15 protein-coding genes and 1 pseudogene are annotated in these 13,452 nt (G+C 60.8%); 1 reads left to right on the top strand and 15 read right to left on the bottom strand.

The genetic code is table 11. The features are described 5' to 3' along the window. Positions 1 to 5 precede the first annotated feature (5 nt). The 5 genes from RCF13_RS05790 to RCF13_RS05770 form a co-directional block, all read right to left on the bottom strand. Positions 6 to 1,307 carry a tyrosine-type recombinase/integrase gene (locus tag RCF13_RS05790; protein ID WP_012478638.1) on the bottom strand — a complete coding sequence of 434 codons (1,302 nt, stop codon included), beginning with the start codon at positions 1,305 to 1,307 and terminating at the stop codon, positions 6 to 8. Between the two features lie 619 nt (positions 1,308 to 1,926). Continuing rightward, positions 1,927 to 2,400, bottom strand: coding sequence for an NIF family HAD-type phosphatase (locus RCF13_RS05785; protein WP_021204601.1), 474 nt, complete (start codon positions 2,398 to 2,400; stop codon positions 1,927 to 1,929). Positions 2,401 to 2,518: 118 nt separating this feature from the next. Next, positions 2,519 to 3,193: a hypothetical protein gene (locus RCF13_RS05780; protein WP_229298499.1), complete on the bottom strand. Its 675-nt coding sequence runs from the start codon at positions 3,191 to 3,193 to the stop codon at positions 2,519 to 2,521. Between the two features lie 413 nt (positions 3,194 to 3,606). Next, complete coding sequence (locus RCF13_RS05775) at positions 3,607 to 4,698, bottom strand: PA0069 family radical SAM protein (RefSeq protein ID WP_021204599.1); 1,092 nt, start codon at positions 4,696 to 4,698, stop codon at positions 3,607 to 3,609. Positions 4,699 to 4,848: 150 nt separating this feature from the next. Further along, a complete protein-coding gene (locus tag RCF13_RS05770; RefSeq protein ID WP_012478634.1) occupies positions 4,849 to 5,184 on the bottom strand; it encodes a hypothetical protein in 336 nt (111 codons plus the stop codon). Positions 5,185 to 5,264: 80 nt separating this feature from the next. Between RCF13_RS05770 and RCF13_RS05765 the strand changes: the two genes are divergently transcribed. Further along, a complete protein-coding gene (locus RCF13_RS05765; protein WP_012478633.1) occupies positions 5,265 to 5,489 on the top strand; it encodes a helix-turn-helix transcriptional regulator in 225 nt (74 codons plus the stop codon). Positions 5,490 to 5,648: 159 nt separating this feature from the next. Here RCF13_RS05765 and RCF13_RS05760 read toward each other — a convergent pair. The 10 genes and pseudogenes from RCF13_RS05760 to RCF13_RS05715 form a co-directional block, all read right to left on the bottom strand. After that, a pseudogene (locus RCF13_RS05760) lies at positions 5,649 to 5,885 on the bottom strand (radical SAM protein); the annotation flags it as partial. A gap of 145 nt (positions 5,886 to 6,030) precedes the next feature. Then, complete coding sequence (locus tag RCF13_RS05755) at positions 6,031 to 6,774, bottom strand: pyridoxine 5'-phosphate synthase (protein ID WP_134968144.1); 744 nt, start codon at positions 6,772 to 6,774, stop codon at positions 6,031 to 6,033. Positions 6,775 to 6,783: 9 nt separating this feature from the next. Further along, complete coding sequence (locus RCF13_RS05750; RefSeq protein ID WP_061480714.1) at positions 6,784 to 7,053, bottom strand: hypothetical protein; 270 nt, start codon at positions 7,051 to 7,053, stop codon at positions 6,784 to 6,786. Between the two features lie 40 nt (positions 7,054 to 7,093). Further along, on the bottom strand, positions 7,094 to 8,554 hold the full coding sequence (cls, locus tag RCF13_RS05745) for a cardiolipin synthase (protein WP_049413411.1): 1,461 nt from the start codon (positions 8,552 to 8,554) through the stop codon (positions 7,094 to 7,096). Between the two features lie 155 nt (positions 8,555 to 8,709). Beyond that, positions 8,710 to 9,123: a biopolymer transporter ExbD gene (locus RCF13_RS05740; protein WP_005411740.1), complete on the bottom strand. Its 414-nt coding sequence runs from the start codon at positions 9,121 to 9,123 to the stop codon at positions 8,710 to 8,712. Between the two features lie 3 nt (positions 9,124 to 9,126). After that, positions 9,127 to 9,552, bottom strand: a complete 426-nt coding sequence (locus tag RCF13_RS05735; RefSeq protein WP_005421196.1) for a biopolymer transporter ExbD — start codon at positions 9,550 to 9,552, stop codon at positions 9,127 to 9,129. Positions 9,553 to 9,613: 61 nt separating this feature from the next. Next, positions 9,614 to 10,375 (bottom strand): TonB-system energizer ExbB, encoded by a 762-nt coding sequence (exbB, locus tag RCF13_RS05730; RefSeq protein WP_005411738.1) that lies wholly within the window; start codon positions 10,373 to 10,375, stop codon positions 9,614 to 9,616. Positions 10,376 to 10,469: 94 nt separating this feature from the next. Then, positions 10,470 to 11,027, bottom strand: coding sequence for an energy transducer TonB (locus RCF13_RS05725; protein ID WP_171956535.1), 558 nt, complete (start codon positions 11,025 to 11,027; stop codon positions 10,470 to 10,472). Positions 11,028 to 11,281: 254 nt separating this feature from the next. Continuing rightward, positions 11,282 to 12,475, bottom strand: a complete 1,194-nt coding sequence (locus tag RCF13_RS05720; protein WP_061480436.1) for a tetratricopeptide repeat protein — start codon at positions 12,473 to 12,475, stop codon at positions 11,282 to 11,284. 132 nt (positions 12,476 to 12,607) lie between these two features. Further along, positions 12,608 to 13,414 (bottom strand): M48 family metallopeptidase, encoded by an 807-nt coding sequence (locus RCF13_RS05715; protein WP_061480435.1) that lies wholly within the window; start codon positions 13,412 to 13,414, stop codon positions 12,608 to 12,610. Positions 13,415 to 13,452 lie beyond the last annotated feature (38 nt).

Here is a 13,452-nt window from a genome sequence, read left to right as displayed (position 1 = left end):
ACTCGTCAGGCCTCGACGCCGATTCGCATAAAGGGTTGACCTTCAAGGTGCAGTCTGATCGATTCCCTGGTTTCGCTCTCGAATGCGTTCGCGCTTCGCAGGTAGATGGACTCAGTCGTATCCCTGAGACTGTGTCCCAGTACCGACTGAACATACTTGATCGCATCCATGTCACCGTTTGCGCGCTTCTCCATGTACGTGTACAAGGCGAAGGTGTGTCGAAGGGCGTGAATGGTTATTCGCTCGCGCTGCGTGGATTCGTAGCGAGCCAGGTCACGCTCTTTGGAGAGCCGTTTGAGCAGCCTGTCCTTGGCCTGGGCGAAATGCCGGTCGAAGATCTGCGGGGTTATCGGATTGCCCGCATGCTTGCGGTTGTTTGCGTCGAGGACGAATAGGACGCCGTGATCCTCGAGCTTGTGGTATCCCAGTCGGAGGTCAACGAGGCGCTGCCGAACACCTTTGGCATAGCGCTTCAACGCGTTGAGTAGCCAGACTGGAACGGGAACATTGCGCTTCTTGTTACCTTTCCCGAGCACGGGGATGGCGACTGCAGTGAGAGGATCGCGCCCTTCCGTACGGGCCTGAAGGATGGTTTTCGCTTTGAGATCGCACACTTCCGCCCGCCTCAGTCCTGCTTGATAGCAAAGCTCAGCCATCAATCGCTGCGCCGTGGTTGCGTATGCCAGTTCAACCAGACCGTTTCGCTCGAGCACAGGGTTTGGACCTAGTTCGTCAAGAATACCGACGACGGTCTCGGGATGGAGCGCAGTGATGAGTTCGTCAGCGTCGTTCAGCCCGGGAAGGTCGACGCCAACGTCGAGAACTTGAACAGTTCCTCGCTTCGTCTGCTTGCTCAGCAGCGCTGGTGCCTTCCTCAGGTATCCCCGTTTCACGCAGAATGCGATTAGCTTGGTCACGGTCGACCATCTTCGATGAATAGTCGCGGCGGCGAGCTTATCCAAGGTCACCGCAGAGTCCAGGTCAGTCAAGGTGTCCGCATAGGATCTGAGGAGATCCTCATCTACGTCGGAAACGAGCTTTTTTCTTGCGTCAAGAAAGTGATGGAAGTCGGTGAGGTCAGCCGCGATAGCTGCGGTTGTGTTCTTGCTGCAGGCAAGCTTTGGCTTTGGACCGATCGTTAGATGGGCATCTGCAAAGAATTCAAAAGCGGGCTGAACGATCGTTCCATCAGACCTGCTGACCAAAAAGCAGAAGCCTTCGGGTAAGGGTACGCCTTGCGCACACTTGATTCCTGTCGCTTCCGAAGCGATTGCACGTGCGGTGCATATTTCGACGTCATAGACCATGGCGCCGAAAGCTATCAGGTATACGGAAAGTTTTTTTTGCTGTGAGCCTTACGGTACGTTAACAACTGAAATGAGAATCATGCCTACTTTTTACTTCCATTGATTCATATATTTACGCGTGATCGTGACCCTACTGGTACGCTCGGTGTGAAGGAAGACCTGCTCGCTGGTACGGGGGAAGTGCGCAACAGAGAGGTGGGTTCGTTCGTCGCGCAGGCTAGATTTGCTCCTTCAGTACCAATGTTGGTGTCCGCTTGGCGCGGCAATCGGTAGCGCGCGGTCAATGGCTACCCAAGGCTGGCAGTGAGTTGACATCATCAATCGGGAGACGCCGCGGTTGCTACTGCGCGTTCTTTAGGGAAGCGTGTTGGCTGGGCAGTGGGTACGCCTGGAGCTACCGATTCAATTGCTGCCGGCAAAGGTAAGGTTGCCGCAACGCCACTGCACCACTTTTGATTGCTGGCAACCTTTGGTTGGCCGTCTCCGGGTTCTCCGGAGCGACGCTATCAAAGAGTTTCTCGAGTGCTGCCCGCGTGCTGATCCCTAACTGTGCCGAATGTGCGAGAGGACGGCCGCTGCATACGCGCTCTTTCAACGAGCCATCGAGACAACGCGCTGCTCAGCCATGATCGGCGATCATGTGGCCAAGGTCGGATGCACTCTGCAGTTCAATGATGCGATCGGTCAGGCGTTCAGCTGCGATCTGCAACCCGTCATCGTCTGACGAGTACGGGGAGCCGAACAGCGGGATCTCGACCCACAGTCTCTCCTGCCCATCATGCACATAGGGGCCATGGTCATCCAAGAGAAGGGCTTCACCCACGTGGGGGGAGACATAGGAAAGATCCTTTGTCCTTCCAGACCAGTGGATGTATCGAAGCTCGACAAACCATGCCGGAACACTGCCTTCCCTAGCCAGGAGTCCGGCAATTCTTCTTGCAAGTGCCTCGGGAACCGTAGTGAACAGTACAAGTTCCTCGAACTGCGATCGGACATCCTCTAGGAACCGGTGAAGCCCAGGGCGAGGAATCTGACTGACTGCGTTGGAGATGAGCGTGCCTTCGAGGTCCAGTGCCAGGATGGTTGGCTTCATTGGGAGTTCCTGTCTAAGCTTCTAAGCCTGAGTAAACGCATCGGTAGGTAGCTATCCATGGCGTGGGTCACAGGGTACCGGTTCGGGCTACGCCCCTCTGAAACTTTGCCCAACCACTTCACTTCCGTTGGATTGCTTCTGAGACCTCTACGGCCCAACGCGAGGTGTGGATGATCCTGGTCTCCTGCAGCTGCTCTTGAAGGATCTGGCGTTTGGTGAGCTGAGACACCGCCTCCCACTCGTTCCTGAAGATGTAAGTGGCATTGCCTGACTCGGGACTCTCGAACACGTATCGATTCCTTCCCGTGAACCCAAAAACGATGTACTCACTGAAACCGCCTAATCCGACTGCCATGAAGTCGGGCTCGTGACGAGTGATGGTCCGGATGCGCTGCTTAGCGACTGCGCGGTCGCTGTCGGTCAACTGCTTCAGATAACTATCCAATACCTGCATCGCTCTATCGAACGGGAACTTCCCCGGAGGGAGAATGCGCCAGTTGATCTTCTCGACCCTGACCGGCACCGCGAGGTCCGGGTCAACGATTTCGAAGTGTTGGAAGCATTCCAGGTAGATGTTGAGGAGGTTTGCAATGCTCTCTTCTGGCTCCGTCCGGTCAATGATCCTAGTAGCCATTGCGATACCACTGTCTGTATCTACAGCAGTGAGGAATTCACCAGGTGGTGCAACGTATTCCCTGGGATAGGTCTCATAGGATCTTGTCTGAGTACCGTGGTGAGTGTGTCCGTGCCAGTCCTTCCACGAGGTATTGATTGATCGAGACTTGGTGACCATCGGAAGGTCCTTTCGGATGATCTCTTTGCCTCGGGCATTGAATAACGTCGCGGGTCCTTCGGCGCTTGGCACAATGGAAGCGCCTGCGAGCGGAAGGTCGTCGAATCCCAGCATCGCCGCTTGGTGTTCTGTGAGTGGGCCGCTAAGAATGCGAAACTGTGGCAGCCGCTCAATCGTGCTTCGGTAGACTGATAAACCTCTCACTTGCTTGGGCATACGCTGGTCCTTTTCATGAGGAAGCGGGATAACCAAATATGTTTGGAAAGCCGTCTAAGCTTGCTGCGGAGGAGATGCTATTTCCTTTTCGGGGAGATGGTATCAGTACTCAGAAACCTAGGACGCTCTGTCCCTGTAGGCGCCGCTCGGACTGCATCCATAGCTTTGTACTGATGCTAGCCTCGTTTTCCGTTCGGCTAGAAAAGTTGCCCCTGTGGCGACTTGTCTTGGGGAGGTTGAAAAAGATGAGTGGCCAGCGCTGGCAGCCTAGTGAAACCGAGTTCACGATGCTTCTTTTCAAAGCGCTTCCGGATCAAGTCCGCTACAGGGCCAGTTCCGGACATCCTGGTGCCAAAGCTGGCGTCATACTCCTTTCCACCATGCATCTGTCGCATCAAGCTAAGCACGTGCGCAGCGCGGTCCGGATAGTGCAGCTCGAGCCATTCTCTCCAAATGTCCTTAATCTCGTTGGGTAGCCTGAGAAGCACGTAGCCTGCTGCCCGAGCGCCGTGTTCGTGAGCAGCCTCAAGGATGGCTTCTAGGTCATGGTCGGTGATCATGGGAATGACCGGCGCGATCAAAACCCCTACCGGTACTCCTGCCTCGTGCAGCTGATTCATTGCTCGCAGCCTTGCGTGGGGAGCAGCAGCTCGTGGTTCCAGTTTTGCAGATAGCTTCCTGTCGAGCGTGGTGACCGAGAAGTAGACCGTAACCAACCGATCCTTGGCCATCGACGCCAGCAGTTCGACGTCCCTGGTGATCAAGGCACTCTTGGTGACGAAGCTCACCGGATGCTTGGCATCAGCAAGCACCTCAAGGCATTGGCGTGTAATTTGGTAATTCCTTTCAATCGGCTGATAGCCGTCTGTGTTTATCCCCAACGCAATCGGGGTGCACTTGTAGTTCGACTTGCTAATTTCTGCTCTGAGGCGCTCCGGGGCATTTGTCTTTGCAAACAGGCGCGTCTCGAAGTCTAAGCCTGGTGAAAGGCTCAAGTAGGAGTGAGAAGGGCGAGCAAAACAGTAAACACAGCCATGCTCGCAGCCGCGGTACGGGTTGACCGACGCGCTAAAGCCAACGTCAGGGGATGAGTTGTGGCTGATCACTGTGCGCGCTCGCTCTTCCTGCACCTGAGTTCTCAGCGGTGGCGCGTCTTCCATCTCCTGGTAGACCGACTCCCAGCCGTCGTCGACTCCCACTGTTGCAGTGGTATCGAAACGGCTTGGGACACGCGATGCGGCCCCTCTGCCTTTGAGGGGAACTTGGGCCTTTCGAGCATCCTGTTCCATGGCGACAACTTGGGAAGGTCGGGCCGTTAGTATTATTGCTAACCACAGGCGCCGCAACACCGTGAAATTCAGCTAGCTGTAGGCCATACGGTCGTTTGGCGAGTAGGTTCTGCCCAGGCTTATCCACAGCTTCGGCTGGCAAGGCCTTTATCAGCTGCGTTGGCCATGGAGCGCTTTGGCTTCCGCCAAGAAGATCTGCATCAATGCCCGCGATCGACGTGTTGCTGCAGGCAGTGGAATGCCCAACTGTGCGCAGAGCGAAGTCGCATATGCCATCTGTGCACCCGTGGGCGGCTTGATGTCCCAATCCGTTAGCTGGGGGATGAGCTTTGAGAGCTCTTCTGCCAGGCGGTACTCAAAGCCTCTTGCTTGCCCTTCCTCTTCTTGCATTCGACGCATCTGCATAGCGACCTGCTCCCTGCCCATGGGAGAAAAGGGAAGCTCAAGAGTGAACTCCAGTTCCGGACATACGAGGTAAAAGTTCATGGGAGATGCAATTAGTACTTATAAGTAGACTACCTTTAGAGGCGTAGTCTTTAAAGTACTGGAACCACAAGCTGCTTCGTATGGTCGAGCATACGAACCAAGCGAAACTTGCAGATGTGATCCGCGCGCATCGCATTGATCTGGGTGTCAGCCAAGAAGCCTTTGCTGACCACATCCAGATGCACCGCGCCTACTACAGCAAGATCGAGCGTGGCGAAAAGAACCTCACTCTCGCTACCTTGGAGCGAGTTGCTAAAGGCATGGGTACCTCGATGTCGGCCCTGCTGCGCGCCGCAGGGCTCTAACACTCTTTGCAGACCACGAAGGTTGGCCAACCTCTCCAGGATGGGCGTGTTTGGCCGGCACTGCGCGGGGGATTGTGCCGATAGCAATGTGTTTACTGATTATTCTCTAACCTGTTGATCTATATGGATTTATCTAGTGAACAATCAGGGGGTATTGATACCATGCTCACAACCGCGGTACGGATTCACCGACTGGCTGAAGCCGACGTCTGGCGAAGTGTTGCGGGTGATGATGCTGCGCGCGGTCTCGGCGCGCACCTCGGTGCGCAGGCGCGGCGCGAGGAACTCCTCGCTCTCATCGACCGCCCAGCCGTCGTCCACCGCCTCGCTGACGGTGCTTTCGAAGCGCCCAGCAAGGTGGGACGTGGAACCTCGGCCCTTGATCGCAATACCCATTGCGGCAGCGTACGCCGGGGCTGTCTCAATGGCTGCGACGGCCGTCTGAAGGGTTCAGGGCAAGTCTGAGCCGAGCGTGGGCTCGGCTCTACAGTGGATACGGGTACCTTGTAGAGCCGAGCCCATGCTCGGCTGCATCCATCGGTCAAAGCAGCGTCAGGTACCCGCGCACGGTAGCATCCAGCCCGTCATACAGTGCCTCGCCGATCAGCGCATGGCCAATCGACACCTCCAGCACGTCCGGCACCTGGGCCAGGAAGTCGCGGAGGTTGTCCTGTGACAGGTCATGGCCGGCATTCACTCCCAGCCCCACTGCCTGCGCCCGCCGCGCCGCAGTGGCGAACAGTTCGAGCACTGCCGCAGCGTCGCCCGCCGCATGCGCCTCTGCGTAGGGGCCGGTGTACAGCTCGATGCGGTCGGCCCCGACCTCGGCGGCCTGCTCCAGCGACGGGTTGCCCGCATCGACGAACAGGCTGACCCGGCAGCCCATCGCCTTCAGTTGGGCAATCAACGGGCGCAAGCGCTCGGCGTCGCGCTCGAAGTCGAAACCGTGGTCGGAGGTGATCTGGCCATCGCCGTCGGGCACCAGGGTGGCCTGCGCCGGACGGGTCTGTTCGCACAGCGGCAGCAGCCCCGGGTACCCCTCGCGCGGCGGCGCAAATGGATTGCCCTCGATGTTGAATTCCACGCCACGCGCGCGGGTCAACGTGGACAGGGCCAGCACGTCCTCGGCGGTGATGTGGCGGCGGTCCGGCCGCGGATGCACGGTGATGCCATGCGCGCCGGCATCCAGGCAGGCCTGGGCGGCGCGCACCACGTCCGGTTCGGCACCGCCGCGCGAATTGCGCAGGACGGCGATCTTGTTGACGTTGACGCTGAGCTGGGTCATGGAACGGAACTACTTGGAATGAGGGGACGGATCGCTGCCGTTGGCGTCATCGTTGCGGCGCGCCTGGGCCTGCTCGCGCAGGCGGCGCAGTTCCTCGGCATCGATCAGGGTGGCCGGGTCGCGCTGCAGGTCGCCGAAACGGGCCACGTAACGACCGCGTACCCAGGCCAGCAGGAAGGCGAGCGCAGCCAGCAGGCACAGGGTCATCAACCCCGCGCTTGGGGTCTTCAGCGCGAAGGCAAAGCAGCCCAGCGCCAGCAGCAGGTACAACCAGTACATAGTCGGGCTCCCCGGATGATCGCCGCAGTGTAGCGCTGCGTCAGAGCAGCGGCGAGGCCAGCCGGGCGAAGGCCTCGGGCAGGCGGTGCAGCCACAGCGAGCGCCCGGCCTGGTCATGCACCCGCGTGGCGCGATCGAATTCACCCTGCAGCAGCTCGGCCAGGGCCGCCACGCGGTCCCGGTCGCTGATCATCATCGACAGCTCGAAGTTCAGGCGGAAGCTGCGGTGGTCGAAGTTGGCACTGCCGACAATGCAGACGTCGTCGTCGGCGATGAACGCCTTGGTGTGCAGCATGCGCGGGCCGTACTCGTAGATCTTCACGCCGGCATGCAACAGCTCGTCGAAGTACGAGCGCGCGGCCTGGGTGACGAACCACGAATCGCTCATTTTCGGTACCAGCAGGCGCACGTCCAGGCCGCCCAGCGCGGCCGAAGTCAGCGCCATCCGCGCCGCTTCACCCGGCACGAAATAGGGCGTCACCAGCCACACCCGCTCGTGCGCTTCCTGGATGGCGGCGACGTGCAGCCGGTGGATCGTCTCCCAGCCCGAATCCGGGCCGGACACCAGTACCTGCGCGTTGATCGCGCCATCCCCGCGCAGCGGCATATCGGCCGGCCACAAGCGGGCGATATCCATCCGCGAGGGTTCCTGGCCACTGGCGTAGAGCCAGTCCTCGGCGAACACCAGCTGCAGACTGCGCACCACATGACCGCGGATGCGCATGTGCAGGTCGCGATAGGCGTCGGGCCTGCGGCTTTCGTCTTCCTCGTCGGTGATGTTGATCCCGCCAGTGAAGGCCAGGCGGCCATCGACAATCACCAGCTTGCGGTGCGTGCGCAGGTTCAGCCACGGGCGCTTGAACGGTTTCAGCAGCTGCCGTGGGTGGAACCAGATCGCTTCACCGCCGGCCTCGAGCAGGGGCTGCAGGAAACGGCGGGGCAGGGCGGATGAGCCCACCGCATCCAGCAGCAGGCGCACCTGCACACCGGCACGTGCGCGCTCGACCAGGGCATCGCGCAGGGCGGTGCCTGCGTGATCCGGATTGAAGATGTAGTACTCCAGATGGATGTGATCGTGCGCCTGTGCAACGGCTTCCAGCAAGGCCGCGTAGGTCGCCGCACCGTCCACCAGCCAGGTCACTTCGGTGGCACTGCTTGGGGCCAGTCCGGTCGTGGCCTGGGCCACCTTGGCCAGTTCGGTGCAGTCCGAATCGGGCGGGCAGACATCGCTGTAGTGCTCCATGCCCGAGCGTGCACGGCCACGACGCAGCCGTTGCCGTTTCACCTTCTGCGGGCCCAGCAGGTAGTAGATGAAGAGCCCGAGATAGGGGAGCAGTGCCAGCGAAAGGATCCAGCTCAGCGTGGCCACCGGCTCGCGCTTCTGCAGCATGATCCAGCCCGCCAGCGCGAACAGGTACAGCAGGTAGGCCACCGCCAGGATCGTGCCGAGGTGGGCGATACCGTCGAGCCAATGGCGCAGGGAATCGAAGAGGGCAAGCATGCGCCGATCATAGCGGGCGCGTGCTCCCTGATGGGGTCAGATCCCTTTTCCTGCCAAATAAGGTTCTGACCCCGACTGCATCCCACAAAAAAAAACGCCCCTGTCTCCAGGGGCGTCTGCAGTCGCGTCATGACTGTTGTGTTGCGGTGTCGCGTTTACTGCTGCACAAAACCGATCTTCTTCATCTGAGCGTTCTTCGCGGCGGCCAGAACCTTGGCCATCACGTCGTACTCGGAATCCGGGCTGGCGTCGATGCGCAGTTCCGGCTGGTTGGTCGGGTCACGCTGGACCTCCTGCTCCATCCGCTGCTGCAGCTCGCTGGTATTGATCGGGCTGTTGTTCCACGAGACCTGGTTGCTGGCGTCGATCTTCAGTTCGATCGGCGGCGGCGGTTCGACCAGCTGCGGCGGTGGGTTGAGCACGCGCTGCGGCAGGTCCACGGCGATCGGGTACGTCATGATCGGCGCGGTCACGATGAAGATGATCAGCAGAACCAGCATCACGTCCACGAGGGGCGTGACGTTGATGTCTGCCATGGGGCCCTTGCCACCACCACTACTGAATGCCATGGCTTATTGCCCCTTTTCTTTGGTCGCAACGAAGCCGACGTCCAGCATGCCCTGTTCCTGCGCGACCTTGGTCAGGTCGTTGATGACGCGCATCTTGGTGGTGCGGTCACCACGCAGGTTCAGCGGCGGCTGCGGGGTCTGCTGTGCGGCGGTCGCCAAGCGGGACTCGAGAGTCTGCTTGTTGATTTCTTCGTCGTTCCAGTAGATCGAGCCGTCTTCCTTGACTGCCAGCGTGATCGGGTTGGGACGCTTTTCAGCATCTTCCGGCTTCTGGATCAGGTTGGCTTCCGGCAGATCCACCTTGACCTTGTGGGACATCAGGGGCGCCGTGATGATGAAGATGATCAGCAGCACCAGCATCACGTCCACGAGGGGCGTAACGTTGATGTCGGCCATGGGGCCGCCGCTGTTACCACTACTGAAAGCCATAACGGGCTCCGTCTAGATCTTGGTGACTACTTACTTCGTCGCTGGGTGACGCGCGCCGCAATCAGCGGACGCGCGAACCGGTGGCGAAGAAGTCGTGCAGGTCGTGCGCGAAGGTATCGAACTTGCTGATGGTCGCGCTGTTGATCTTGCTGAAGAAGTTGAAGGCGAACACGGCCGGGATTGCGACGAACAGACCGATCGCGGTCATGATCAGCGCTTCACCCACCGGGCCGGCAACGGCGTCGATCGAAGCGGAGCCGGTGGCACCGATCTTGATCAGCGCGCCGTAGATGCCCCACACGGTACCCAGCAGACCGACGAACGGAGCGGTCGCGCCGACGGTGGCCAGCAGGGTCATGCCCGACTGCAGCTTGTTGCTTTCGCGGGTGACGGCCTGACGCAGAGCGCGGTCGACGAACTCCGAACGGCTCAGGTTCTCACCGACGCCGCCGGTAGCACCGCCTTCAGCGCGCTGGTGGTGGGCAGCTGCCTGGGCAGCGTCCAGGGCGATCTTCGAGAACGGCTCCGAAGCCGGCTGCTCTTCCATCGCACGGATGGCGTCCTGAGCGTTCGGGGTGTCCCAGAACAGGCTGACGACGCGATCAGCGGCGCTCTTCAGGCGGGTGGCACGGAAGATGTTGATGACGGTCCAGTACCAGGACATGGCCGACATGGCGATCAGGGTCAGCAGCACGACCCAGGAAACCGCGAAATCACCCGGCTTGGTGGTCATTTCGTGGATCAGGTGCTCGAAGCCCATCTGCGACAGGGCGTTGGACGGATTGCCCCCGGCAGCAGCGGCGATGAAAATTTCCTGCAGCATGACGCTTACCTTTGTTGTGTGTGGTGATAAAGGGTGTAGCTAAGCTAAACAATCGAACCGGGAGCGGGGGTGGCCAGGCGGCCACCCGGGCGCATCAGTTCAGCGCAAAGTTGACCGGGACGCGAACGCGACCTGCCGTCTTCTTACCGCCTGCTTCAGCGGCGTTGAAGCGCCACTTGCGAGCCGCTTCCATCGCAGCACGGTCCAGGTCGCGGTTACGGCTGGACTTTTCCACCGTGACATTGGTGACGTTGCCGCTGGCATCGACATCAATGATCAGGATCACTTCGCCCTGGATACCTGCGCGGAAGGCTGCCGGCGGGTAGCGCGGCGGATTCATGGCCTTCGACGAGATGTCCACGCTGGCCTCGATCGAGGTCGGCGGTGCCGGCGGCGCCGGAGGCGACGGCGGGGTGACGATATCGTTCGGGCGCGGCTCCGGCACGTCGACAACCGGCGCCTGCGGCGGCGGCGGTACGGGCGACGGCTTCGGCGGCGACAGATTCTTCACCGGCGGTGGCGGAGTATCCTGCGGCGGCGGCGGCGGCGGCGGCGGTGGGGGCGGCGGCGGCGCGTCGACGATGGTCACCATGACGTTGCGCTCCTTCTCCGCGACGGCCTTGGGAGCCACGGCGGGAATCAGGAGCATCATGAAGGCGGCCAGATGCAGGGCAATTACAAACGCGATGCCGACGATGCGAGGCCAGCTCAGCCCCTTGTCATCGGGTTGTTCGTACCGGTGAACGACTAGTTGTTCCGTCATGCGCCAAGAGCTCAATAGTGGGGCCGGAATCCCGGGGGCGGGATCCCTGATCAGCGGTGCATGACACCGCAGGAACCTCCAAGCTTATACCAATCCTGAGCGCCTGCGCATCAACTGAGCAGGCATTCAGGCGTTATTCCTACTTACTTCAGGTTGATGATTTTTTTGGCATCAGCCTGGTTCTTCACGCCCTTCGCCAGCGCCTGCTGGGCGGCCTGCTTGGCCTCGGGGACGCGACCTTCGGCATGCAGGACGCGTGCCAGGTTCAGGTAGGTCTCACCGTCCTTGGAGAGCGGGGCGGCCTTCTGCCACGCATCGATCGCCTGCGGCACCTGGTCGGAGTAGTAGTAGGACTGGGCCAGCGCCAGGTAGACCTGGTAATCCGGCTTCAGGATGCCCTTCTGCAACCCTTCGTTGATGACCGCGATGACGTCCTTTTCCTTGTTCTCGGTGTTGGCATAGATCGAGTACAGCTGCTTGTACTCGCGCTCTTCGGTGAGCTGGCCGCTGCTGCGCAGCTTGTCCATCACCGCGGCGGCCTTCGGCATCTGGTCAGCCTGCATGTACATGTTGGCCAGATTCAGCTGGGCCTTCTTGTCCGACGGGTTCTTGGCCGCCAGCGCTTCTGCGGCCTGCACGGCCTCACCGGTCTGGCCGGCTTCGGAAAGGGCCGCCATCAGCAGCTGGTTCCAGTTGTCCTTCGGCTCGGCAGCGCCCGCGATGGCCTGCTTCAGCACCGGGATCGCTTCCTGGTAGCGCTCCAGCTGGTACAGCGCCTGGCCCTTGGCAATCAGCTCTTCCGGCTTGGTCGACTTGCTCTCGGCGAAGTACTTGTCCAGGGTGGCCAGGCCTTCGGCAGTCTGGTCTTCCTGCAGCTGCAGCTGGCCCAGCATCAGCATCGACTGGAAGTGGCCGTTGTTGTCCAGGCCGTTGAACTGGATGACCTGCTTCAGGTAGGCGATGGCGGCCGGGGTGTCGTCGGTCTGGTAGGCGGCCTGCGAGGCCAGCTGCGCGGCCAGCGACTTGTCGTACTCGTTGGAGGCGCTGTCAGCCAGGATCGCGTCAGCCTGCGTACGCGTCTCCGGGAACTTTTCCTTGTTGTAGCTGTCGATCATTTTCTGCAGCTTGCTGCCCATCTTGGCCGAGGCCTTGACGGTCGGCTCCTGGCGGGTCGCATTCGGGTACAGCGGTTCGGCCTTGGCCTGCTTGCTGCTGCCGCCGCGGCTGCCACGGTCGGAGGAACGCGAGGACTGCGCGAAGGCATCGGTGACCACGGCGCCGGTCAGGGCGGTCGCGACGAGGACGGAAAGCACAGCTTTGTGGTTACGGAAAATCATCGTTCACCTCGATCGAACCGCCGGATAGCGGCAAAGTCGGACTGTCAGAAAAATCTGAGCCGCCAAACGTATCAGAAACAGATGGCGTGAGAAATCGTTTTATGTGCTGCAATACAGCATAGAACTGCGCACTCATCCGCACTTTGGCCGCAGCCCGGCCGCCTGCGCCTGCTGATAGACCGGCGCCAGGCCCGGTGCGTCACGTCGCAGCTCCTGGATCCGGTTGGCCGGATCGGGGTGGGTGGACAGCCATTGCGGGCTTCGACCGCCGCTGGCGGCCATCATGTTCTGCCACAGATCCACGGCCTGGGCCGGGTTGAATCCGGCCTGGGCCATCAGTCGCTGGCCGATCACGTCGGCCTCGCTTTCCTGGGTCCGCGAGCCGGGCAACAGGAAGGCCGCCTGCGCGCCCATGCCGCCCAACTGGTTGACCGTACTGGCGGCACCATCGCCATAGGCGGCACCGGCCAGCGCGCCCAGCACGGCCAGCCCGGTCTGCGCGCCCATCTGCCGGGTGATGCGCTCCTCGTGGTGGCGGGCGATGACGTGGCCGATTTCATGGCCGATTACGGCAGCCAGCTGATCCTGGTTCCTGGCAACGGTGAAGATGCCAGTGTTCACGCCGACCTTGCCGCCGGGCAGGGCGAAGGCGTTGGGCTCCTTGTCGACGAACACCGCCGTCTCCCACCGTACGCCACGGTATTGAGGCGGCAACTGCGCGACCAGGGCATTGACCACGCACTGCACGTAGCCGTTCTGGCGGCCATCGGTGCTGATCTTCTCTTTCTGCTTGGTCTCGGCAAACGCCTGCGCACCGAGCTGGTCAAGCTGCGCCTGCGACACGCCGCCCACCATCTGCCGTCGTCCGGTTGGCGAGGTGGTGGTCGCACAGGCACTGACCACGGTGGTGATGACTAGAGCCAGCAGCAGTTGTTTCATGGGTCCGCCCCCGTGTTCATGTGCGCAGTGTGTAGCGT

This window comes from Stenotrophomonas maltophilia group sp. RNC7, assembly GCF_030910085.1.
GTDB classification, from domain to species: Bacteria; Pseudomonadota; Gammaproteobacteria; order Xanthomonadales; family Xanthomonadaceae; genus Stenotrophomonas; species Stenotrophomonas sepilia.
Note: the sequence above shows the minus strand (reverse complement) of the source record. Positions and strands in the feature narration are given on the sequence as shown.